The organism is Spirillospora sp. NPDC048824 (assembly GCF_043198455.1).
Taxonomy (GTDB): domain Bacteria; phylum Actinomycetota; class Actinomycetes; order Streptosporangiales; family Streptosporangiaceae; genus Spirillospora.
The window spans coordinates 297,275-319,618 of sequence record NZ_JBICUS010000003.1 but is presented as its reverse complement, the minus strand read 5'-3'; the positions used below and the strand labels follow the sequence as shown (position 1 = coordinate 319,618).

Genomic DNA, 22,344 nt, shown 5'->3' with positions numbered 1-22,344 from the left:
GTCTCACTGCTGTGCCACGACCGCCAGGGGACTGTCGGCGACGAGAATCCACGTGGCCTCGCCGCTCGCGATTGAGGCGAGGAAGTGCCGGTCAAGGAGGTACGCGACCACGTCGGACAGGGACGTCTCGGGCGGCAGATCGATCGTCTCGGCGTGGGGGAGGGCATCGTCGCCCATGGCGACGCTGCCGCGATCCACATTGATCATCATTGCCGGGCGGCCGTTCGTGCCCGCCAGGTCTCGGCCTCGTCCGCACGCCCTGTTCGCGTCAGCAGGCCGGCGAGCAGTTCCGCGGCGCCGGCATGCCCCTTCTCGGCCGCGGCGGTGAGCCACGACTCCGCCTCCGGAAGGTCGTCCGCCTCCAGCTTCAGGCGTCCGAGGTTGGCCATCCCATCAATGCCGCCGGCGGTGGCGGCCTCACGGAACCACCGCTCGGCGTCCGCGTGGCTCCCCTGGAGGACGTACTGGATGGCCAGGTTGTTCATCGCGATGTCGAAACCGGCCTCGGTGGCGCGCCGATACCAGTCCATCGCCTCCTCCCGGAGACTGGTGCGGCTGAGGACGGAACCCAGGTTGTTCATCGCCGGGACGTGACCCGCCTCCGCCGCGCGGCGATACCAGCGCTCCGCCTCCTCGGGGAGGGACAGTCCCAGTTCGTACATCGCCCATGGATCTCCGTCCTGGGCGGCACGGCCGAGCCAGGTGACGGCGTCGCCGTCCCGGCCCGCCTCCCAGGCGAGCCACACCATGCACTTGACGGACGCGAGGTCGCCGTCCTCGGCCACCGGACGGAAGTGGTCCCGGGCTTCCTCGACCAGTCCGAACCGGGCCAGCCGCGCACACCAGGCGGGTGCGGCGTCCGTGTCGTCCTCGGCCGCCGCCTGCTTCAGTGCGATCACCGCCGCCGGTCCGATCCCCTCGGAGAGCCTGTCGTCAACGCTCATCCCGCCAACCTACTGAAGTGATTTCTCTGACTTGTCGGTTTCGAGGGAAAGGTGCCCATTTCACGGGACGATCCGGTCCATACCCATTTCCCGCGTTGGGGTCGCGGGTCACGTCGCATGCGGCCGAGAGTGCCCGGACGATCTGCAGACCCCGGCCGCCGTTGTCGTCGAACGCGTCCTCGGAGAGGCCGAGGGTTTCGAGGGTGAGATCGACCTTCGGCTTGACTCGGGGCAGGTCGGGGCTGCCGTCCCAGACGGCGATGACGATCCCTTGCGCGTCCCGGCTGAGCCGGAGGCGCAGCTCCTTGTGCGGCGTGTGCTCGGCCGCGTTGGTGACGAGTTCCGAGACGACGAGAAGCGCATTGTCCAGAATGTGAAAGTAGTTCCATTTGCGGATTCGCGCGTCGACAAGTGTGCGTGCGAGCCCCACTGAAGCCGGTGTGCCGAAAAGTGGGATGATCAAGTCCACGGTCACCGTCATCACCATCGTCCCGTCCTTGTCTCGGTTTCCGATTTCCTGCGACAGGGGTCACGAGTTATGTCTAACTTTCTGCTGTACTCGAAATCTGAAAACCAAGGAGACGCGATGCCCCCCGTTCGCGAACCCCTGGACCCTCGGGTCTCGATGTGGCACTTCCTGTCCTTCTTCATGCGTTTCATGCGCGAGAAGGCCGGCCTGTCGCTCTCTCAGTGCGGCGAGATCATGGGCGCTGCTCGGTCCACTGTTTCCAACCTGGAGGCGGGCAGGCGCCGCCCTCAGGACGATCAAATGCGGCTGCTCGACAAGCGCTACGGGACGGGTCTGCTTTTTCAGCTCATTCTGTGGATTGCCCGAATGGCGCATGACCCGGACTGGGCGCGTCAGTGCATGGAGTACGAGAAGCGGTCCACGGCGATCAAGACCTACCACGGGAAGGCGATACCCCGCCCCTTCCAGACTGAGGGATACATCCGCGCGCTCCTCGAAACGGAGACGACCACGGACATCGAGGCCGGGATCGCCATGCGTGTGGAGCGGCAGCGCTTGATCTTGGAGCGCCCAGACCCACCTACGCTGTGGATGCTCGTGGATGAGAGCGTTATGGCATCTCCCGTCGGTGGTCCCGAGGTCATGAAGCATCAACTGGAGCACTTGCTCGACATGGCGAGCCGCCAGAACGTCATCATGCGGATCGTGCCGACTGCGGTCGGCGCTCACCAAGGATTGACGGGCCGTTCCAAGTCATCTGTCTGGAAGAGCGGGACGCCGCCTACGCAGGCGCCCAACACGGCGGACGCTTGATCGAGAGCCCCATCGAGGTGAAGGACTTTTCGACTAGGTTCGAACGTATCGGTGTGAAGGCCCTCCCCGAAGATCGCGTTCCGCCAGCCGGTCCAGGTCGGCGAGGGTCGGCTGCGGGCGCCCCTGGTCCTCGGGCGCGCGAAGGACGCCGATGACCTCCCGGAGATCCTCCAGCGCCTGGTGCGCGCTGTCCCGGCACCGGCCACCGCCGCCGCAGGGACAGCGCTGCGCAGGCCAGCGCGCCCGTGATCTGGTCGGCGATCACCCGTGCGGTCCCCACGCCCTGCGTCGCCGTGTCGAAGGCGATCACGGAGAAGCCCGCGGCGAGGAGGAAGAGGCCGATGTCGATGAGCCAGTCCCGGGTGGCGCGGCGCATAATCCGGGAACCTACTTCGGCACCTGCCGCGTTCGTGCACTGCGGCGCGGAGGCGAGACCGTCGGATGACAGACGAGGACGTGATCCGCGACTTTGGTCTGCACCGGTCGATCCCGTCGACCGATGGCGGCCCCGGAACGGGCTGTCTAGCTTCGGGCCATGAAGGGTCTTCTCGGTTTCCTGTGCTTCGTCCTGCTCGCCCAGGGCGTCGGCGGGCTCATGCGGGAACTCACCGGCAGAGGGCCCCACCTGTGGGGCCTCACTCACAAGATCGGTTTCCTGGACGACCACCAGGTCTACGCCAACATCGGCCTGATCGTGCTGGGCCTGGCGGTTCACCGTGATGTCGCTCGTGCTGCTCGGCCAGATCACCCCTGTCGGGATTCTGCTGTCCCCCTCGGCCCGAGCGCACTTCAGGTACACCCGGGTGCCCGGAAACGGTGCCGGGTGAGGGCGGTGCGGGCCGGGGGCCGGCCGGGCCGCGCGGTCAGGAGGGGCCGGAGCAGGTCGAGAAGCGGTGATGGGTGAAGGTGGTGCCGTCCACGAAGAGGTCGGAGCGGTCGCGGGTGGCGTCGGCGGCGAAGTGGGCGTTCTCGCGGGTGGCCCAGTCATCCCAGGCGCCGGCGTACTCGGGGCCGTCGCGGTCGAGGGCGCGGGCGCGGCGGAGGTCGCGGGGCGCGTCGATCCAGATGCGGTAGGCGGCCGGCGACTCCGCCCAGGCCGCGCCGACGCCTTCGAGTACGACGACGGGCGCGGGCGGGATCTCCTCCTCCGGGCCGTAGCGGTCGCGGTGCCAGTCGTAGCGGCGCAGGACGGCGGGACGGCCGTCCCGGAGGGGTGTCAGGACCGTGTCGCGGAGGGGCGGCCACCAGGTGAGCGGGTCGGCGTCCCAGGGCACCCGGAAGTCGTCCGACCGCACGACCGGCGCGCCCGAGAGGACGGCGGCCAGGTGGTCGGTGAACGTCGACTTGCCGGCGCCGCTCGGGCCGTCGACCGCGACGAGCCGCACGGGGCCGCAGGACGGCGGCAGTGCGAGCAGGCGCACGGCGAGCGCGGGGTACGTCAGGGTGGCGTCCGGCACGGACGGCATACTTCCAGGTGCCGCCCCCGAAGGAGGACGTCCTTGCCCGGACCGCTCGAAGACGTTGTGATCGTCGACCTCAGCCGCGTGGTGGCGGGTCCGCAGGCCACGATGACGCTCGCCGACCTCGGCGCCAGGGTGATCAAGGTGGAGCAGCCCGGCGGCGGTGACGAGACGCGGGGCTGGGGGCCGCCGTTCGCGGGCGACGAGCAGGTCAGCACCTACTACCTGTCGATCAACCGCAACAAGGAGTCGATCACCCTCGACCTGAAGGCCGCCGGCGGCAAGGACACCCTTGCGCGGCTGGTGCGGCACGCCGACGTGCTCGTGGAGAACTTCCGGCCGGGCGTCCTCGACCGGCTCGGCTTCCCGGTGGAGCGGCTGCACGAGCTGAACCCGGGCCTGATCGTCCTGTCGATCACGGGGTTCGGGCATGAAGGGCCGGAGGGCGGACGTCCCGGCTACGACGCGATCGTGCAGGGCGAGGCGGGCATCATGAGCGTGACGGGGCCGCCCGGCACGCCGAGCAAGGTCGGGTTGTCGATCGCCGACATCCTCGCAGCGGGCAACGGTGTGGCCGGGGTGCTGGCCGCACTGTACGAGCGGGCGCGCACCGGGCGCGGCGCGGTCGTCCGCACGTCGCTGCTGGCTTCGGTGGTCGGCGCGCACATGTTCCAGGGGACGCGCTGGACCGTCGCCCGCGACGTCCCCGAGTCGGTCGGCAACGACCACCCGTCGATCGCCCCGTACGGGACGTTCCGCTGCAAGGACGGGCAGATCCAGATCGGCGTCGCCAACCAGAACCTGTGGCGCCGGTTCGCGGCGGTCGTCGGCCTCGACCCCGGCGACCCCCGGTACGCGACGATCCCGGACCGATCCGCCAACCGCGCCGAGCTGACCGGCGACATCGAGCGGGTCCTGGGCGGCGACACCCGTGAGGTCTGGCTGGCGCGGCTGAACGAGGCGGGCGTCCCGGCCGGGGCGATCCGGTCGATCGACGAGGTGTACGAGTGGGAGCAGACCCGCTCGCAGGGGCTCGTCGTCGAGGTCGACCATCCGCAGCTGGGACGGATCGAGCTGCCGGGGCCCGCGCTGCGGTTCGACGGGGCGCCGCCGCGCGAGCACTCCGCGCCGCCGCTGCTCGGCGAGCACAATGACGCGGTGATGGCCTGGCTCGACGAATGCGACGGGCTTGACGAACGCGACGGGCTTGACGAACGCGACGGGCTTGACGAGGCGGAGAGGGGCGAGTGATGGACCTGCTCGGCGAGTCGGGCGGCCCGGTGCGGATCGACGGGCGGGAACTGGCGCGTGACGAACTCCTCGGATGGGCGTCGGCCGTCGCCGCGGAGATCCGGGGCGCGGACGCCGTCGCCGTCCACGCCACCGCGTCCCTGGAGACGGTCGCCGCGGTCGTCGGCGGTGTCCTCGCGGGCGTCCCGGTCGTGCCGCTGCCGCCGGACTCCGGGCCCGCCGAACGCGCGCACATCCTGGGCGACTCGGGCGCGAGCCTGCTGCTTGCGGCGAGCGGCACGCGGCCGGCGGACGGGGAACCGCCCCTCATCCCGGTCGACGGGCTCCCGCGCAACGGAAGCGAACGGACGGGCGCCGGCGCCGCCGCGGACGCGACCGCGATGATCCTCTACACGAGCGGGACGACCGGCGCCCCGAAGGGCGTGCTGATCTCGCGGGGCGCGATCGCCGCCGGGCTGGACGCCCTCGCCGAAGCGTGGGCGTGGACACCCGGCGATGTCCTCGTCCACGGGCTGCCCCTCTTCCACGTGCACGGTCTCGTCCTCGGCGTCCTCGGGGCCCTCCGGGTGGGGTCGCCGCTCGTCCACACCGGACGTCCCAGACCCGAGGCGTACGCGGCCACAGCGCAGGACGACGGCGGAAGCCTGTTCTTCGGCGTCCCCACCGTCTGGTCGCGGACGGCGGCGGACCCGTCCACCGCGCGGGCCCTGCGCACCGCGCGGCTCCTCGTCTCCGGCAGCGCGCCGCTCCCCGTGCCCGTCTTCGAACGGCTCGCGGAACTCACCGGCCATCGTCCGGTCGAGCGCTACGGCATGACCGAGACCCTCATCACGGTCAGCGCGCGCGCCGACGGCGACCGGCGTCCCGGATATGTCGGCACGCCGCTGCCCGGTGTCGAGACCCGGCTGATGGGCGAGGACGGCTGGCCCGTCCCGCGCGACGGGGAGACGCCCGGTGAGCTGCACGTCCGGGCGCCGCTGCTGTTCAAGGGCTACCTCAACCGCCCCGACGCCACCGCGGAGTCGTTCGCCGCGGACGGCTGGTTCCGCACCGGCGACATCGCGACCATCGGCCCGGACGGCTGGCACCGGATCGTCGGCCGCGCGTCCACCGACCTGATCAAGAGCGGCGGCTACCGGATCGGCGCCGGTGAGATCGAGAACGCGCTGCTCGCGCACCCCGGCGTCCGCGAGGCCGCCGTCGTCGGCACCCCCCACGACGACCTCGGCGAGCAGGTCACCGCCTACGTGGTCGCCGACGGTGTGGGCGAGAAGCAGCTGATCGACTTCGTCGCCGGAAGCCTGTCGGTGCACAAGCGGCCACGCGTGGTGCACCTGGTCGGCTCCCTGCCCCGCAACGCCATGGGCAAGGTCGTCAAGACCCGCCTGACCGACCTCGCGCCTTAGTGGTCTGCGCCGTAAGTTCCTCGGGGGTTGAGTGCGGTCAGTTGCCGAGGTAGAGGCCGCAGGCGCAGTCGAGAGCTTCTTGTGGGGTGCCCGCGGTCATGCCGTTGGGCAGGATCTGGTTCTGGTATTTCCCGCTGCTGGCCAGGTAGAGGCCGAATCCCCAGGTTGAGGCCGATCCGCCGTAGCGGAGCCGGATGAGGGGCTGCCGGTGACCGTCGGGTCGTTCTCCTTCGACGTAGGCGAACTGGCCGTGGTAGTGGATGTGCAGGTCACGCAGTTGGGGCCAGTGCTGGCGGGCGTGCGAGCGCAGCCGCTGGGCCAGTGAAGTCTTGGTCGAGGCAGGAATCGCAGGCGGCATGTGGCCATCTTGCCTGCTGCGGCGTGTCCTGCGTGGGTGCCGGGCACGGGCGGACAAGATCGGATCTCCCTGTTCACGATCTTGTCTAGAAGGCTCTGCGGTGCCCGCCTCTCATGCTCGCCAGATCACCTTGACCGGCCCCGAACGGCGTCGGCTGACCAAGCTCGCCTCTTCCCGCACCGCTGCTCACCAGCACGTGGTCAGGGCCCAGATCGTGCTGGACGCCGCCAATGGCTGCTCCAACGCCCAGATCGCCCGTCGTCGGGGCATCGGCGTCGACACCGCCCGGCTCTGGCGCGGCCGGTATGGCGACCAGGGCGCGGCGGGCCTGGCCGACCGGCCCCGGTCCGGGCGGCCGGCACGTTTCACCCCGGCCCAGGTCGCCGAGGTCAAGGCGCTGGCCTGCCAACTGCCGGCCGAGACCGGGATCCCGCTGTCACGCTGGAGCTGTGGTGACCTGGCCGATCAGGTCGTGGCCCGGGGCGTCGCACCGGCGATGTCGGCCTCCACCGTGCGCCGCATCCTGGCCGCCGACGCGCTCAAGCCCTGGCAGCACCGGTCCTGGCTGTTCATCCGCGACCCGGCCTTCGCCGTCAAGGCCGGTCGTGTGCTGGACCTGTACGCCCGAGTCTTCGACGGCGTCCGGCTCGGCGACGACGAGTATGTGATCTCCTCCGATGAGAAGACCTCGATCCAGGCGCGCTGCCGCTGCCATCCCACCCTGCCGCCGGGCACCTCGCGCACCATGCGCGTCGAGCACGAATACGACCGCGGCGGCGCACTGGCCTATCTGGCCGCCTACGACGTCCACCACGCCCAAGTCATCGGACTATGCAGCGAGACCACCGGGATCGACCCGTTCACCGACTTGGTCGACGAGGTCATGACCCGCCAACCCTGCGCCTCGGCCCGCCGGGTGTTCTGGATCGTCGACAACGGCTCCTCCCACCGCGGCCAGGCCGCGATCGACCGGCTGACCAGGCGATACCCGAACACGGTCATGGTCCACACACCGGTGCACGCCTCGTGGCTGAACCAGGTGGAGATCTACTTCTCCATCCTCCAGCGCAAGGTCCTGGCTCCCAACGACTTCACCGACCTGGACCAGGTCCAAGACCGGCTGACCGCCTTCGAGCACCGCTACAACCAGACCGCCCGGCCCTTCAACTGGAAGTTCACCCGGGCCGACCTGCAGAACCTACTGGCCCGAATCCAGCAGCACGAAGAAGCCGAGCACGAAACCCAGCACCAACATCAGCCTGCTCTGCCAACCGCAGCCTGACCCCCGAGGAACTTACGGCGCGGACCACTAAGGAGACGCGATGCCCCCCGTTCGCGAGCCCCTGGACCCTCGGATCTCGATGTGGCACTTCCTGGCCTTCTTCATGCGTTTCATGCGGGAGAAGGCCGGCCTGTCGCTCACCCAGTGCGGCGAGATCATGGGGGCTGCGCGGTCCACTGTTTCCAACCTGGAGGCAGGCAGGCGCCGTCCTCAGGATGATCAAATGCGAATGCTGGACCGGCACTACGGGACGGGTCTGCTTTTTCAGCTCATTCTCTGGTTTGCCCGAATGGCCCATGATCCGGACTGGGCGCGCCAGTGCATGGAGTACGAGAAGCGGTCCACGGCGATCAAGACCTACCACGGGAAGGCGATACCTCGGCCGTTCCAGACCGAGGGGTACATCCGCGCGCTCCTGGAGACGGAGACGACCACGGACATCGAGGCCGGGATCGCCATGCGTGTGGAGCGGCAGGCCTTGATCCTGGAACGCTCGGACGCGCCCATACTGTGGGTGCTCGTGGACGAGAGCGTTCTGGCGTCTCCCATCGGTGGTCCCGAGATCATGAAGCACCAACTGGAGCACCTGCTCGACATGGCGAGCCACCAGAACGTCATCATGCGGATCGTGCCGACTGCGGCTGGCGCTCACCAGGGATTCGACGGGCCGTTCCAGGTGATCTGCCTGGAGGAGCGGGACGTCGCCTACGCCGGTGCCCAACACGGCGGACGCTTGATCGAGAGCCCCATCGAGGTGAGGGACTTTTCGACTAGGTTCGAACGTATCGGTGCGAAGGCCCTCCCCGAAGACGCCTCGCGCGCCCTCGTCGAGCACCATTTGGAGCAGTACTCATGATCGTTCATTGGCGGACGAGCAGCCATAGCGGTGGCACCAATGACCATCAGTGCGTTGAGCTGGGACGACTTGCGCCGGGCGTTGGGATCGGGATGCGTGACTCGAAAGACCCGGACGGAGGACACCTCACCTTGACTGTGGCCGAATTCGCCGCGCTGCTGGACGGCATCCGGACCGTGAAACGATCGCCGTAAGGCGTTCGATTCGTGCACACCCCCGGCGGTGCGATGTGGAGCTGGCCTGGTGGCTGCCCGTAGCGGCGATGCTCGGCATCGTTCTCGGCATCTCGTTCGCTTACGTTGTCGTCAAGCGTCGAAGGGGCGAGCGGGAGGCGCGGAATCCGGACTGGAGGGCCGAGCAGCACGAGGCCCGGCGCGCAGCGGCACTCGATCGGGAGGTCGCCCGGGTGGAGGCCGCACGGCGTGAAATGGCCGAGCGGATGGGCGCCCGGCAGGCGGAGGCCGATCGGGCGGCCGAGCGGCTGAGCGGCGACGCGCGGAAGGCCGCCGAGGAGACGTCGGCTGAGATCGCGCGCCGGGCCGAGGAGGCGGCGCTTCGGGCCGAGGAGGGCCTGCGTCAACTCCGCCGCCGACAGGACGGGTGACGACGGGCGCGATGCTGGCTCGCCCGCACGACCGACCGGATCGTCTACGACCCCGACGGCTGGACCATCCCTCGGCCGACGGCTCGCGCACGGCCCACTCCGAGCACACGGTGGCCGTCACCGAGGACGGCCCCTTGGTGCTCACCCGGCGCGAATCAGACCGCCCTGAAACCTTGCCGCCTGACGACGCGCGGTGAGCCGCGCCGGTGAGGAAGGGACGCAGCACGGCCTCGTAGTCGCTCAGCGGGGGAGCGGTGTCACCCTGGCGGGGCCCGGGGTCAGGGTCGTTGCCGTAGACGACCTGGTAGGGAGGACACCCCGTCTTCTGGTTCTGGCCGTCCATCATCTGGCCGGCGATCCTGCGGCCGGTGCTCGCCTCGTAGATGTCGAGGCTGCGGCGCCCCTGGTAGGTCTCGGTGCGCAGGCCGCCCTCGTAAAGGCAGACCTTGATCGGCTTGTCGGACACACGTCCCGCCGGGTGGCTGCACGCCACCAGCTCCACCTGGTCCGGGGCCGGCCGCCGATCCCCGTCACCCGTGGTCGCGAGTTCGGGAGGCCCCGCGCTTTCACGGAAGAACACCAGCGGGTGCGGGCCCCCTCCCTCGTACTTCGCGGCCCGCTCGAAGGGCCGGTCCTGCTGCCAGCAGAGGCGCGCGAGGTCCTGCAGCCGCTCGGGGCGCTCACCGAGGACGGCGGGGACGACCCAGGGCTGCACGATCCACCACACCAGGGCCAGCACCGCCACGCCCCCCCGCGCCGATCACCAGCCGGGGCCGCGGCGACGCCCGCACCGGCCCCGGCTTTTCCAGGGTCCTGGCCAGATCCCTTCGGGCGGTGACCGGGCCGACGAACATGGACCGTTCTTCGGTGCCCTCCATCCACGACAGCCGCACGACCGCCCCTTTGGCGCCCCGCTCCGGCGTCGTCAGCGCATCCCATGGGATGGCGATGGCGGGCACGTCCCCTCGCGACCACACCAGCAGACCGCCCTCGCAGACCGCGAACCAGTGCCGCCGCCCGTCGGCCCCGGAGAACGGAACGAGGTAGGCCCAGCAGGCCAGGCCGAGGTACACCAGCACGGGCAGCAGAAGGGTGTAGCGCCAGTCGAAGGCGGCGACCACCCCCTCCGCCATGGCGAAGCCGAAGATCCAGGGCGCCAGCTCACCCCAGTCGGGCCGGCCCCGGTGCTGCCGGTGCACCCGCCGGACGCCGCCCAGCCCCGCCTCGGCGGCCTCCTTCGACACGGAACGACGCACCGTCGCCCCCTTCACCGCTCAGCCTCGCACCGACGGGGAAGGGCATCGTCGCCCATCGCGACGCCGCCGCGATCCATGTCGATCGTCATCAGCGGGTCCGTGCGCGCCAGGCCTCGGCCTCGTCCGCGCGGCCCGTCTCCGCCATCAGGGCGGCCAGCCGCTCCATGGCGCCCTCGTGTCCCTGCCCGGCCGCGGCGGTGAGCCAGGTCTCGGCGTCCTGAAGCTCGCCCGCCTCCTGCTTCAGGCGTCCGAGGTTGGCCATCCCGTCGACGTTGCCGGTGTCGGCCGCCCGCCGGAACCAGAGCGCGGCGTCCGCGTGGTTCCCCCGCGTGACGTACTGGACGGCCACGTTGTTCATCGCGATGCCGACGCCGGCCTCGGCCGCGCGCAGGTACCAGTCCATCGCCTCCTCGCGGTGACCGGCACGGCTGAGGCGCGACCCCAGGTTGTTCATCGCCGTCGCGTGGCCCGCCTCGGCGGCCCGGTGGTACCACCGCTCCGCCTCGTCCTCCGGGACGGACCGTCCCAGTTCGAACATCGACCACGGGTCACCGGCCTGGGCGGCGTGCCCGAGCCACATCCTGGCGTCGCCGTCGTGGCCCGCCTCCCAGGCGAGCCACACCATGCATTTGACCGAGGCGAGATCACCTGCCTCGGCCGCCGGGCGGAAGTGCCGCGCGGCGGCTTCGACCATTCCGAACTGCCCCAGCCGCGCACACCACAATGACGCGCCCTGATCATCGTCCTCGGCCGCCGCCTGCGGCAGCGCGACCACCGCCGCGGGACCGATCCCCTGGGAAAGCCGACCCTCAACGCTCATAGCGCCAAAAGTACTGACGCCGATCACACAGCGACGCCCGTTTTCACCAGATGTGATCGTTTCAGGTCTGCCGGCCCCGAGGTTCTGCTCACCGGGCCCGGGAACTCGTCCTCACTGGTGGGGCGGCCGGTGCACCCGCCGCGAGCATCCTGCGGAAGGAGAGGGTGAGTAGCAGGGCCGTCAGGACCAGGAGGGCGCTCGTCCAGAGCGGGCCGTGGTTGCCGAGCGGGGTGGTGAGGGTGGTCGCGGCGATCAGCGGGCCCACCGCGGCGCCCACGTTGAGGGCGGCGGTCGCGTACGAGCCGGCCATGGTGGGGGCTCCCGCCGACTCATAGAGGACCCGTGTGATCAGGGTGCTGCCCAGCGCGAATGACAGGGCGCCCTGGACGAACACGAGGGGGAGCAGGGCGAGCGGAATTCCCGCCAGGACGGCCAGGGCCACCCAGCCGATGAGCAGCAGCGGGCCGCCTACCGCGATGACCAGGCCGGGACGCTGGTCCGACAGTCGTCCGGCGACGGTGACGCCGGTGAAGGAACCGGCGCCGAAGAGCACCAGGGCGACCGAGACCCACAGCTCGCCCAGGCCGGCGGAGCCGGTCACGACCGGGGCGAGGAAGGTGAAGCTTCCGAACGTCGCCGCGTTCACCAGTGCGCCGAGCAGCATGACCAGGATCAATCGGGGGCTTCCCAGTTGCGCGAGTTCCGGCCGCAGGGCGCCGCCGGCCTTGTCCGCCCGCTCCGGCCGCGGTGGGATTCCCTTGAGGACGGCGATGGCCGCGGGCAGGCAGAGGGCGGCGACGGCCCAGAACGCGGCGCGCCACCCGAGCAGAGTGCCGAGGACCGAGCCGCCGGGGACGCCGGCGACCGTGGCCACGGTCGTGCCCGACAGCAGGACGGCCAGCGCGCGTCCCTTGTCGCCGGCGGAGACGAGCGCGGCGGCGGTGGTCAGGGCGACGGCGAGGAAGCCCGCGTTCGTGAGGGCCGCCACGACCCGGGTGGCGAGCAGGACCGTGAAGCTCGTGGTGGTCGCCCCTACGACGTGGGTCGCCGCGAACACGAGGACGAAGCCGAGGAGGCTCGCTCGTGCGGGCCAGTTGCGGGCGAGGCCGGCCATGAGCGGGGCGCCGGCGACCATTCCGATCGCGAAGGCCGAGGTGAGTGTGCCTGCCGTCCCGACCGTGACGCCGAGGTCTGAGGCGATGTCCGGCAGGAGGCCGGCGAGCATGAATTCGGAGGTGCCCATGGCGAAGACCGCCATGGCGAGCAGATAGAGAGCGAGAGGCATCGAGTGGCTCCGAGGTGAGGAGAAGCACGAGAGGACGTCTCGTCACCGCGGTCAGCGCCCAAGGCGCGCTCGTCCGGCCGCGGAAGGCGGCGGGACGGCAGGAACTGCGAACTCAGTGGTTGAGGGGGCTGACGGCGTGACCGAAAGCCCCCACCTTGGATGCCTCAGGGCTCGACATGGCCCGCACGCTATCCGACGCCGTCCGACGACGCACATCGTTTCCATCGTGGTCACCCTCGCGAGGATCACCCGGGTGTCCTGAAGCGGTGCTGGGTGAAGGTGGTGCCGTCTACCCGGAGGTCGCAGCGGGCGCGGGTCCCGTCCTCGGTGAGGTGGGTCGATTCGCGCGCGGCCCAGGCGTCCCAGGCTTCGGCGTATTCGGGGCCGTCGCGGTCGAGGGTGCGGGCGCGGCGGAGGTCGTGGGGCGCGTCGATCCAGATGCGGTAGGCGGCCGGTGACTCCGCCCAGGCCGCGCCGACGCCTTCGACGATGAGGACGGGGGCGGGAGGGATCTCCTCCTGCGGGCCGTAGCGGTCGTGGTGCCAGTCGTAGCGGCGCAGGACGGCGGGACGGCCGTCGCGGAGGGGGCCGAGGACCGTCTCACGCAGGGGGCGCCACCAGGTGAGGGGGTCGGCGTCCCACGGCACGCTGAAATCGTCCGAGCGGATGATCGGCGCTCCGGCGAGGACGGCGGCCAGGTGGTCGCTGAACGTGGACTTCCCCGCGCCGCTCGGGCCGTCCACCGCGACCAGGCGCACCGGGCCGCAGGACGGCGGCAGGGTGAGCAGGCGCGCGGCGAGCGCGGGGTAGGTCACGGTTGCGTCCGGCACGGACGGCATACTTCCAGGTGCCGGTCCCCGGAGGGAGAACGTCGTGGAGAGGGGCGAGTGATGGACCTACTCGGCGAGTCGGGTGGCCCGGTGCGGGTCGCCGGACGGGACCTGGCGCGCGACGAACTGCTCGGCTGGGCGTCCGCCGTCGCCGCGGAGCTCCGGGGCGCCGGAGCCGTCGCGGTCCATGCCACGGCGACGCTGGAGACGGTCGCGGCCGTCGCAGGCGGCGTCCTCGCGGGCGTCCCGGTGGTGCCGCTGCCGCCCGACTCGGGCCCCGCCGAACGCGCCCACATCCTCGGCGACTCGGGCGCGAGCCTCCTGCTGGCAGCGGGCGAGGTGGAACCGACAGACGGGGAACCGCCGCTGATTCCCGTCGATGCGCTCCCTCGCAACGGAAGCGGGCACGCCCCGGTGGACGCCGCCGCGACCGCGCTGATCCTCTACACGAGCGGGACGACCGGTGCCCCCAAGGGCGTCCTGATCTCGCGGGGCGCGATCGCCGCCGGGCTGGACGCCCTCGCCGAAGCCTGGGAGTGGACCCCCGACGACGTCCTGGTCCACGGTCTGCCCCTCTTCCACGTGCACGGTCTCGTCCTCGGCGTCCTCGGGGCCCTCCGGGTGGGGTCGCCGCTCGTCCACACGGGACGCCCTAGACCCGAGGCGTACGCGGCCACAGCGCAGGACGACGGCGGGAGCCTGTTCTTCGGCGTCCCCACCGTCTGGTCGAGGACGGCGGCGGAACCCTCCACCGCGCGGGCTCTCCGCACCGCGCGGCTGCTTGTCTCCGGCAGCGCGCCGCTCCCCGTGCCCGTCTTCGAACGGCTCGCGGAACTCACCGGCCATCGTCCGGTCGAGCGCTACGGCATGACCGAGACCCTCATCACGGTCAGCGCGCGCGCCGACGGCGACCGGCGTCCCGGATATGTCGGCACGCCGCTGCCCGGTGTCGAGACCCGGCTGATGGGCGAGGACGGCTGGCCCGTCCCGCGCGACGGGGAGACGCCCGGTGAGCTGCACGTCCGGGCGCCGCTGCTGTTCAAGGGCTACCTCAACCGCCCCGACGCCACCGCGGAGTCGTTCGCCGCGGACGGCTGGTTCCGCACCGGCGACATCGCGACCATCGGCCCGGACGGCTGGCACCGGATCGTCGGCCGCGCGTCCACCGACCTGATCAAGAGCGGCGGCTACCGGATCGGCGCCGGTGAGATCGAGAACGCGCTGCTCGCGCACCCCGGCGTCCGCGAGGCCGCCGTCGTCGGCACCCCCCACGACGACCTCGGCGAGCAGGTCACCGCCTACGTGGTCGCCGACGGTGTGGGCGAGAAGCAGCTGATCGACTTCGTCGCCGGAAGCCTGTCGGTGCACAAGCGGCCACGCGTGGTGCACCTGGTCGGCTCCCTGCCCCGCAACGCCATGGGCAAGGTCGTCAAGACCCGCCTGACCGACCTCGCGCCTTAGGGGAGAAGTCCGGGCGCGTGGTCGGCGTCGCCCGCTGAGAGCCGCCCGCATGACACCTGTCATGCCGATGGGGTGACAGGCGCCGGTGGAACCGGTGACACGCGCGTCTACCGGCGGGCGCGCGGAACCGCGACGCTGGGGGGCGGAGCCCGCCCGCTCGATGCCCGCGCACGATTACAGTGCAGGCGAGGAGGAACCCGACATGGCGGTCGCCACCACGGCGGATCTGGAAGAGCAGGACAACCGCAGGCTGGAACGGTATCGGCGGGGGACGTACCGCTCGTTCCTGCTCGCGGCCGTGGGGTTCATCGCGCCGAGCCTGGCCGGGCTGGTGGCCGCCTACGACGACGGTCACGTCGGCGTCCCGGTCGTCCTCGCGGTGATCGCGGGCCTCGCCCTGCTCACCTGGTACTACGCGCGGCTCGTCCGGACGGGCCTGGACGGCGGGGCGTCCCGGCGCGACATCGCGGCCGGCGGCGCCGTGGCCGCCGTGCTGAGCCTGATGCTCCTCACCAACCCGCTGTTCAACCTGATCGCGGTCATCTGGGTGTCCGCGGTGGTGCTGTCGCCGATGAGCCGCCGGCAGATCGCCGCCCTCTGCCTCGGCACGGCCGCGTACTGCTCGGCGCTCACCACGATCTCCGCGCGGTACCTCTACCCGGACGGCGGCATGCCCTGGTACGGCCTCCTGCCCATGATGTTCGCGGTCTACGTCGCCGCCTGCGGGTTCGTCGTGTTCTGCAACCGGTACCAGCGCCGCATGTGGGAGATGCACCAGGAGACCTACGCGGCCCGGGGGGCCCTCGCCCGGCTCGCGGTGACCGAGGAGCGGCTCCGTTTCTCCCGCGACCTGCACGACCTTCTCGGCCACAGCCTCTCCCTGATCGCGGTGAAGAGCGAGCTGGCGATGCGGACGGTGGGCGCCGACCCGGACCGGGCCGTCGCCGAGATGGCCGACGTCCGGCGCACCGCCCGGGAGGCGCTGCGGGAGGTGAGGGCCGCCGTCAACGGTTACCGCGCCGTCGAGCTGGACGCCGAGCTTGCCGGGGCGCGTGCCGTGCTGGAGGCCGCCGGGATCCGCTGCGAGATCGGAGACCTGCCGGGCGCGCTGCCGCCGGAGGTCCGCGCGGTACTGGCCTGGGTGATCCGCGAGGGCACCACCAACGTGATCAAGCACAGCGAGGCCCGGCACTGCACCGTCACGCTGACCTCCCACGGCGACTCCGTGGCCCTTGAGATGCGCAACGACGGCGCCCGCGGCGGCGACGACGCCGACGGCGCGGGCCTCACCGGCCTCGCCGAGCGCGTCGCCGTGCTCGGCGGCGAGATCACCTCCGGCCGGCACGGGCGCGCCGACTTCGTCCTGCGCGCCGTCGTCCCCCTCCCCGCCCCCGCGCCGGCCGAGGCCGTGCCCGGCGACACCGCGTCCGCCAAGGCCGTGTCCGCGGACGCCGTGCCCGCGGACGCCGTGCCCGCCGACACCGGGGGGAGCCGCGCGTGATCCGGATCCTGCTGGCCGACGACGAGCACCTCATCCGCGGCGCCGTCGCCGCGCTGCTCGGCCTCGAACCCGACCTGGAGGTCGTCGCCGAGGCCGGCCGGGGCGACGAGGTCGCCGCCGCCGTCGCCGAGCACGACCCGGACGTCGCCGTCCTGGACATCGAGATGCCCGGCGCGGACGGCCTCACCGTCGCCGAGCAGCTCAACGCCTCCGGCGCCCGCTGCTCGGTCTGCATCCTGACGAGCTTCGGCCGCCCCGGCTACCTGCGCCGCGCCATGGCCGCCGGGGTCCGCGGGTTCGTCGCCAAGGACGCCCCCACGCAGGAACTCGCCGCCGCCATCCGCAAGGTGCACGGCGGTGGCCGCTACCTGGACGCCGAACTCGCCGCCGGCGCCATGGCCGCCGGCGACAACCCGCTCTCCGAGCGCGAGCGCGAGGTCCTGCGCCTCACCGGCACCGGCACCGAGACCGCCCGCATCGCCGCCCACCTCCACCTGTCCGAGGGCACCGTCCGCAACTACCTCTCCACCGCCATGACCAAGCTCGGCGAGTCCAACCGCCTCGCCGCCGTCCGCGCCGCGAGGGAGATGGGCTGGATCTGACGCCGCTACCCTGGTCGGCGTGGGTGACCCTCTCGTAGCGCGCATGCAGGGATTCGGCGAGACGATCTTCGCCGAGATGTCGGCCCTCGCCGTCCGGACCGGCTCGATCAACCTCGGCCAGGGCTTTCCGGATTCCGACGGCCCGCAGGCCGTGCTGGACGCCGCGGTAGAGGCGATCCGGTCGGGAGCGAACCAGTACCCGCCGGGGCCGGGGCTGCCGGAGCTCCGGGAGGCCGTCGCGGCGCAGCGGCTTCAGCGGTACGGGCTGTCGTACGACCCGGCGGCCGAGGTGTTCGTGACCGTTGGCGCCACGGAGGGCATCGCCGCGTCGGTGCTCGCGCTCGCCGGGCCGGGCGACGAGGTCATCGTGTTCGAGCCGTACTACGACTCCTACGCGGCCGTGATCGCGCTCTCCGGCGCCGTCCGCAGGCCCGTCATGCTCCGCCCGGTCGAGGGCCGCTTCACCTTCGACCCGGACGAGCTGCGCGCCGCGGCCGGCCCCCGCACCCGGGCGATCCTGGTGAACTCGCCGCACAACCCGGCGGGCACCGTGTTCACACGCGCCGAGCTGGAGGCCATCGCGGGCGTCTGCCGCGAACACGACCTGGTCGCGATCACGGACGAGGTCTACGAGTACCTGACGTTCGACGACGCCGAGCACATGCCCCTGGCGACGCTCGACGGCATGCGCGAGCGGACGGTGTCGGTGTCGTCGGCGGGCAAGTCGTTCTCCGTCACCGGATGGAAGACCGGCTGGGTGACCGCGCCCGCGCCCCATGTCCGCGCCGTCCAGACGGTGAAGCAGTTCCTCACCTACGCGGTCAGCGCCCCCTACCAGCGGGCCGCCGCGTACGCGCTGGGCAACGAGATCCCCTGGGTGGAGGAACTGCGCACGTCCCTGCAGGCCAAGCGGGACCGTCTCATCACCGGCCTGGAGGCCGCAGGGTTCAGCACGTACCGGCCGCAGGGCACCTACTTCGTGCAGGCCGACATCCGTCCGCTGGGGTTCACCGACGGCATGGAACTGGCCCGCGCCCTGCCGGAGAAGGCGGGCGTTGTAGCGATCCCGGCACAGGTCTTCTACGACCACGCCGAAGCCGGCGCGCATTTCGTCCGCTTCGCGTTCTGCAAGAAGGACGAGGTCATCGACGAGGCCGTCGAACGCCTCACCCGCCTGCACTGAAATATCCGGGCCGCACCTGTAAACGGCGCCGCCCGCACGGGATTACGACACGATGACCGACTTCGAGATGAGGTTTTCGTGGATGATCCCGAATCACGGTTCACCCGCCTGTACGACGAGAACCACCGCCGCGTGCTGGCGTACGCGCTCACCCGTGCCGAACCCCACACGGCGGAGGACATCGCGGGCGAGACGTTCCTGATCGCCTGGCGGCGGCTGGACGCCATCGGTGATCCGGCGCTGCCCTGGCTGCTCGGCGTCGCCCGCAACCTGCTGCACAAGCAGCGCGACCGGGGCAGGCGCGGGCGGGTCCTCGCCGAGCGCATCCGGGCGCTGACGACGCCCGCCGACCTCGCGGCCTGGGACGTCGCCGTGCACGTCGTGGAACGCGAGACCGCACTGGCGGCGATCGCCGCGCTGCCCGAGCGCGACCTGGAGATCCTCGCGCTCGTCAACTGGCACGGCCTCGACCCCCGGCAGGCGGCGAAGGTCATGGGCTGCTCGGTGCCCACCTTCGCCGTCCGGCTGCACCGGGCGCGGCGGCGGCTCGCCCGCGCCCTGGACGCCCCCGGCCCCGCCCCGGGCCGTGCCGCCCCCGCCGCCCCCGTCGCCGAGAAGGCGGCCCGATGACCATTGGAGAGAAGATGGACACCGACACGACCTTCCGCGCGCTCCGGCCCGCCGCCCTGGACGAGCTGGCGGACGAGGGCCACGCCCGCCGCCGCGACACCGACCTGGCGCGGGCCATGAACTCCGCCGCCGAGGCCCGGCCCCGAGTGCGCAGGCGCCGCCCGGCACTGCTGGCCGCCGGTGTCGCGGCCGCGGCCTGCGCCGCCGGCGGCGCGATCGTCGCCACAGGCGGGAACGGGCACACGCCATCACCGCCCGCGACGGCCGAAAGGTCCGTCGACGCGCGCACGATCCTGCTCGCCGGTGCCGAGACGGCCGAGCGTGCCCCGGGCAGAATGGGGCGCTACTGGTACGTGCGCAGCCAGACCAGGACGACGCACACGCACGAGGCGGACCTGCCGGGTGCTCGGCCGCGGCGTCCGGGTGCCGGCCGGCCCGCCCGGGACCCGAAGAAGCTCCCCTACACCTTCGTGACCACGGGGGGAGAGGAGAGCTGGACGGCGCGGTCCCCGCGCGACCGCACGAGGACGGTCACCGGGATCGACGTGCGGACGAGCTTCCCCACGCCGCGTGACGAGGCGGAATGGCGCCGGGCGGGCTCCCCCGAGCTGCTGTCGAAGGAGGACCGGGCCCCGTCGGTGAACGACTACGACATGCCGATCACCTACCAGGTCGGGAACGCCGACCTGACCATGGACGAACTGCGCGAGCTTCCCGTGGACGCGGCGGCCCTGGGCAAGGAGCTGCGGCGCCGCTACGAGGCGGACCTGCGGAAGGCGGGCGGGCCGCAGAACGTCGACCCGTACCCGTACTTCGTCTGGGTGACGGCGCAGGACCTGCTGGCGGGCCCGACCACGCCGGGCACGAAGGCCGCGCTGTACCGGGTTCTCGCCGGGCAGCCGGGCGTGCGGTCGGACGGAGCGGTCACCGATGACCGCGGCCGCCGGGGCGCGGCCGTATCGATGGGGGGCCCGGCCGGGCGCATCCGGCTGGTCATCGACCAGAAGACGGCGGAGCTGCTCGCGTACCAGTCCTCCGTCGGGAAGGACGGCGACGCCGGCCTGTCGCAGACGTACCTTCAGGCGGGCTGGGTCGATTCCCTGGGCGAGCGGCCCTGACCGCTTGGGCGGAGATTGCCGAACGGGCGGCGTTCCTTGGGCTGGTTTAGCCCATGAGCGCCGCCCGTCGCCGGGCTAGCGTTCGGGCCGTGAGCTGGAACGGCGGGGAGGACGGGGGACCGCTCGGCGGGGAGCGGATCCTGATCGCGCTCGGCGGCAACGCCATGACCGCGCCGGACGGCAGCGCCACGCCGGACGCCCAGGCGGCGGCGATCGAGCGCGCGATGGGCCCGGTGGCCGGCCTCGTCGCGGCGGGCGCGCGGGTCGCGCTCACCCACGGCAACGGGCCCCAGGTCGGCAACCTGCTGATCAAGAACCAGCTCGCGGCGGGTGTGGTGCCGCCCGTCCCGCTGGACTGGTGCGGCGCGCAGACCCAGGCCACCGTCGGTGTGATGATCATGAACGCGCTGGAGCGGGCCCTGGCCGCGAGGGGCACGGCCCGCCCGGTGTCCACGGTCGTGACGCGCACGCTCGTGGACACGTCCGACCCCGGGTTCACCGACCCCGCCAAGCCGGTCGGCCGCTACTTCCCCGAAGCGGAGGCACGGCGCGCCACGGCGCTCGGCCAGGTGTGGCGGCCCTTCGGGGAGCGGGGCTGGCGGCGCGTCGTCGCCTCCCCGGAGCCCCTGGACATTCTGGACGCCGGCGCGGCGGCGGCGCTGCTGGACGCCGGGCACGTCGTGGTCGCTGCGGGCGGCGGAGGCGTGCCCGTGGCCCGCGTGGACGGGACGCTGCGCGGCGTCGAGGCCGTCGTCGACAAGGACCTGGCGGCGCAGCTGCTGGCCCGGCGGCTGGGCGCGGCCACCCTGGTGATCGCGACCGATGTGGAGAACGCGATGACCGGGTTCGGCACCCCGCACGCGCGTCCGCTGCACCGCACGACGGTCGCGGAACTGCGCGAGCTGGCCGCCGCCGGGCATTTCGCCGGCGGCAGCATGGGCCCGAAGGTGGAGGCGGTGCGGCGGTTCGTCGCCGCCGGCGGGCGGCGCGCCGCGATCGCGTCGCTGGCCCGGCTGGGCGACGCGGCGCACGGCAAGGCCGGGACGGTCGTGGAGGCGTGACCCGGGGTACAGGACGATCACCAGAGCAGCCGAGGAGCGATGACGTGCCCGATCCGATCGAAGTCCGCAAGATCCCCATCGAGAGCGTGACCGACGCGTCCGGGCTGGCCCGGCTGATCGACGACGGCGTCCTGGACGCCGACCGGGTGCTCGCCGTCGTCGGCAAGACCGAGGGCAACGGCGGCGTGAACGACTACACGCGGCTGCTGGCCGACCGCGCGTTCCGCGAGGTGCTGCTCGGCAAGGGGACCCGTACCGCGGACGAGGTGCGGCGCGTCCCGCTGGTGTGGTCGGGCGGCACCGACGGCGTCCTGTCCCCGCACGCCACCGTCTTCGCCACCGTCGACCCGGCGAAGGCGCCGAGGTCGGACGAGCCGCGCCTGTCGGTCGGCGTCGCGATGAGCGAGATCATCCTGCCCGAGGACATCGGCCGGCCCGCGATGGTCGAGACCGTCGCCGCGGGCGTCCGCGAGGCGATGAAGACCGCCGGGATCGACGACCCCGGCGACGTCCACTACGTCCAGACCAAGACGCCGCTGCTCACCCTCGACACCATCAACGACGCCAAGTCGCGCGGCCGCGACGTCGTCACCGAGGACACCCTCAAGTCGATGGACATCTCCAACTCCACGACCGCGCTCGGCATCGCCGTCGCGCTCGGCGAGATCGAGACGCCTTCCGCGGAGCAGATCCACAAGGACCTGTCGCTGTTCTCGTCGGTGGCGTCCTGCTCGTCCGGCGTGGAACTCGACCGGGCGCAGATCGTCGTCGTCGGGAACGTGCGCGGCATCGGCGGCCGGTACCGCGCCGGGCACGGTGTGATGAACGACGCACTGGACGCCGACGGCATCTGGGACGCGATCAGGTCGGCGGGCCTCGACCTGCCGGAACGCCCTCGGACGCCCGACCTCGGCGACCGCCTCGTCAACGTGTTCATCAAGTGCGAGGCCGACCCGGGCGGCTCGGTCCGGGGACGCCGCAACATCATGCTGGACGACTCCGACGTGCACTGGCACCGGCAGATCAAGGCGTGCGTCGGGGGCGTCGCGGCGTCCGTCACGGGCGACCCGGCGGTGTTCGTGTCGGTGGCCGCCGTCCACCAGGGGCCGTCCGGCGGCGGCACCGTCGCGGCCATCGCCGACCTCGGCTGACCG

The 22,344-nt window shown here is 71.9% G+C and carries 24 protein-coding genes; 15 read left to right on the top strand and 9 right to left on the bottom strand.

From position 1 onward, the window contains the following. Positions 1-3: 3 nt before the first annotated feature. The 3 genes from ACGFIS_RS07900 to ACGFIS_RS07890 are packed head-to-tail and all read right to left on the bottom strand — an operon-like array spanning position 4 to position 1,431. A complete protein-coding gene (locus tag ACGFIS_RS07900) occupies positions 4-198 on the bottom strand; it encodes a hypothetical protein (protein ID WP_392969985.1) in 195 nt (64 codons plus the stop codon). Between the two features lie 8 nt (positions 199-206). Beyond that, positions 207-944, bottom strand: a complete 738-nt coding sequence (locus ACGFIS_RS07895) for a tetratricopeptide repeat protein (RefSeq protein WP_392969982.1) — start codon at positions 942-944, stop codon at positions 207-209. Next, positions 934-1,431 (bottom strand): ATP-binding protein, encoded by a 498-nt coding sequence (locus ACGFIS_RS07890; RefSeq protein WP_392969979.1) that lies wholly within the window; start codon positions 1,429-1,431, stop codon positions 934-936. The genes ACGFIS_RS07895 and ACGFIS_RS07890 overlap by 11 nt, the downstream gene beginning before the upstream one ends. 51 nt (positions 1,432-1,482) lie before the next feature. Between ACGFIS_RS07890 and ACGFIS_RS07885 the strand changes: the two genes are divergently transcribed. Further along, entirely contained in the window at positions 1,483-2,226 is a 744-nt protein-coding gene (locus ACGFIS_RS07885; protein WP_392969976.1) for a helix-turn-helix transcriptional regulator, read from the top strand. Between the two features lie 863 nt (positions 2,227-3,089). Here the strand turns inward: ACGFIS_RS07885 and ACGFIS_RS07880 are convergent. Continuing rightward, positions 3,090-3,692 carry a uridine kinase gene (locus ACGFIS_RS07880; RefSeq protein ID WP_392902817.1) on the bottom strand — a complete coding sequence of 201 codons (603 nt, stop codon included), beginning with the start codon at positions 3,690-3,692 and terminating at the stop codon, positions 3,090-3,092. Between the two features lie 33 nt (positions 3,693-3,725). Between ACGFIS_RS07880 and ACGFIS_RS07875 the strand changes: the two genes are divergently transcribed. Both ACGFIS_RS07875 and ACGFIS_RS07870 read left to right on the top strand, forming a co-directional pair. Continuing rightward, a complete protein-coding gene (locus ACGFIS_RS07875; RefSeq protein ID WP_392969973.1) occupies positions 3,726-4,937 on the top strand; it encodes a CaiB/BaiF CoA transferase family protein in 1,212 nt (403 codons plus the stop codon). Next, positions 4,937-6,343, top strand: a complete 1,407-nt coding sequence (locus tag ACGFIS_RS07870) for an acyl-CoA synthetase (protein WP_392969970.1) — start codon at positions 4,937-4,939, stop codon at positions 6,341-6,343. Before ACGFIS_RS07875 ends, ACGFIS_RS07870 begins: the two co-directional genes overlap by 1 nt. Before the next feature lie 37 nt (positions 6,344-6,380). Here the strand turns inward: ACGFIS_RS07870 and ACGFIS_RS07865 are convergent, their stop codons facing one another. Continuing rightward, positions 6,381-6,701 (bottom strand): hypothetical protein, encoded by a 321-nt coding sequence (locus tag ACGFIS_RS07865; protein ID WP_392913479.1) that lies wholly within the window; start codon positions 6,699-6,701, stop codon positions 6,381-6,383. Positions 6,702-6,831: 130 nt separating this feature from the next. On the opposite strand from ACGFIS_RS07865, the gene ACGFIS_RS07860 reads away from it, so the two are divergent. Genes ACGFIS_RS07860 through ACGFIS_RS07845 form a run of 4 tightly spaced genes read left to right on the top strand, consistent with a single transcriptional unit; the run spans position 6,832 to position 9,443 of the window. Then, positions 6,832-7,983: an IS630 family transposase gene (locus tag ACGFIS_RS07860; protein WP_392969967.1), complete on the top strand. Its 1,152-nt coding sequence runs from the start codon at positions 6,832-6,834 to the stop codon at positions 7,981-7,983. A 40-nt stretch (positions 7,984-8,023) separates the two neighbouring features. Then, positions 8,024-8,839, top strand: a complete 816-nt coding sequence (locus ACGFIS_RS07855; RefSeq protein ID WP_392913475.1) for a helix-turn-helix transcriptional regulator — start codon at positions 8,024-8,026, stop codon at positions 8,837-8,839. Next, positions 8,836-9,033: a DUF397 domain-containing protein gene (locus ACGFIS_RS07850; protein WP_392913473.1), complete on the top strand. Its 198-nt coding sequence runs from the start codon at positions 8,836-8,838 to the stop codon at positions 9,031-9,033. The genes ACGFIS_RS07855 and ACGFIS_RS07850 overlap by 4 nt, the downstream gene beginning before the upstream one ends. Before the next feature lie 35 nt (positions 9,034-9,068). Beyond that, positions 9,069-9,443: a hypothetical protein gene (locus ACGFIS_RS07845; protein ID WP_392913471.1), complete on the top strand. Its 375-nt coding sequence runs from the start codon at positions 9,069-9,071 to the stop codon at positions 9,441-9,443. Positions 9,444-10,123: 680 nt separating this feature from the next. Here the strand turns inward: ACGFIS_RS07845 and ACGFIS_RS07840 are convergent. The 4 genes from ACGFIS_RS07840 to ACGFIS_RS07825 all read right to left on the bottom strand — a co-directional run bounded on the left by ACGFIS_RS07840 (position 10,124) and on the right by ACGFIS_RS07825 (position 13,643). Continuing rightward, complete coding sequence (locus ACGFIS_RS07840; RefSeq protein ID WP_392913469.1) at positions 10,124-10,699, bottom strand: hypothetical protein; 576 nt, start codon at positions 10,697-10,699, stop codon at positions 10,124-10,126. An 88-nt stretch (positions 10,700-10,787) separates the two neighbouring features. Then, the gene (locus ACGFIS_RS07835) at positions 10,788-11,519 is read right to left on the bottom strand and encodes a tetratricopeptide repeat protein (RefSeq protein ID WP_392913467.1); all 732 of its coding nucleotides are present in this window, start codon (positions 11,517-11,519) and stop codon (positions 10,788-10,790) included. 88 nt (positions 11,520-11,607) lie between these two features. After that, positions 11,608-12,804: a Cmx/CmrA family chloramphenicol efflux MFS transporter gene (locus tag ACGFIS_RS07830; protein WP_392913465.1), complete on the bottom strand. Its 1,197-nt coding sequence runs from the start codon at positions 12,802-12,804 to the stop codon at positions 11,608-11,610. Between the two features lie 245 nt (positions 12,805-13,049). After that, positions 13,050-13,643, bottom strand: a complete 594-nt coding sequence (locus ACGFIS_RS07825; protein ID WP_392913463.1) for a uridine kinase — start codon at positions 13,641-13,643, stop codon at positions 13,050-13,052. 51 nt (positions 13,644-13,694) lie between these two features. Between ACGFIS_RS07825 and ACGFIS_RS07820 the strand changes: the two genes are divergently transcribed. The 8 genes from ACGFIS_RS07820 to ACGFIS_RS07785 all read left to right on the top strand — a co-directional run bounded on the left by ACGFIS_RS07820 (position 13,695) and on the right by ACGFIS_RS07785 (position 22,341). Next, on the top strand, positions 13,695-15,095 hold the full coding sequence (locus tag ACGFIS_RS07820; RefSeq protein ID WP_392969964.1) for an acyl-CoA synthetase: 1,401 nt from the start codon (positions 13,695-13,697) through the stop codon (positions 15,093-15,095). 202 nt (positions 15,096-15,297) lie between these two features. Beyond that, entirely contained in the window at positions 15,298-16,596 is a 1,299-nt protein-coding gene (locus tag ACGFIS_RS07815; RefSeq protein WP_392909254.1) for a sensor histidine kinase, read from the top strand. Further along, the gene (locus tag ACGFIS_RS07810) at positions 16,593-17,198 is read left to right on the top strand and encodes a response regulator (protein WP_392909252.1); all 606 of its coding nucleotides are present in this window, start codon (positions 16,593-16,595) and stop codon (positions 17,196-17,198) included. Before ACGFIS_RS07815 ends, ACGFIS_RS07810 begins: the two co-directional genes overlap by 4 nt. 19 nt (positions 17,199-17,217) lie before the next feature. Further along, positions 17,218-18,381 carry a pyridoxal phosphate-dependent aminotransferase gene (locus ACGFIS_RS07805; RefSeq protein ID WP_392969961.1) on the top strand — a complete coding sequence of 388 codons (1,164 nt, stop codon included), beginning with the start codon at positions 17,218-17,220 and terminating at the stop codon, positions 18,379-18,381. A gap of 78 nt (positions 18,382-18,459) precedes the next feature. Then, a complete protein-coding gene (locus ACGFIS_RS07800; RefSeq protein WP_392909248.1) occupies positions 18,460-19,011 on the top strand; it encodes an RNA polymerase sigma factor in 552 nt (183 codons plus the stop codon). Further along, on the top strand, positions 19,008-20,129 hold the full coding sequence (locus ACGFIS_RS07795) for a CU044_5270 family protein (RefSeq protein ID WP_392909246.1): 1,122 nt from the start codon (positions 19,008-19,010) through the stop codon (positions 20,127-20,129). The genes ACGFIS_RS07800 and ACGFIS_RS07795 overlap by 4 nt, the downstream gene beginning before the upstream one ends. An 89-nt stretch (positions 20,130-20,218) precedes the next feature. Further along, positions 20,219-21,190, top strand: coding sequence for a carbamate kinase (locus tag ACGFIS_RS07790; protein ID WP_392909244.1), 972 nt, complete (start codon positions 20,219-20,221; stop codon positions 21,188-21,190). 44 nt (positions 21,191-21,234) lie between these two features. Then, positions 21,235-22,341, top strand: a complete 1,107-nt coding sequence (locus ACGFIS_RS07785) for a ring-opening amidohydrolase (protein ID WP_392909242.1) — start codon at positions 21,235-21,237, stop codon at positions 22,339-22,341. The last annotated feature ends 3 nt before the right edge of the window (positions 22,342-22,344 follow it).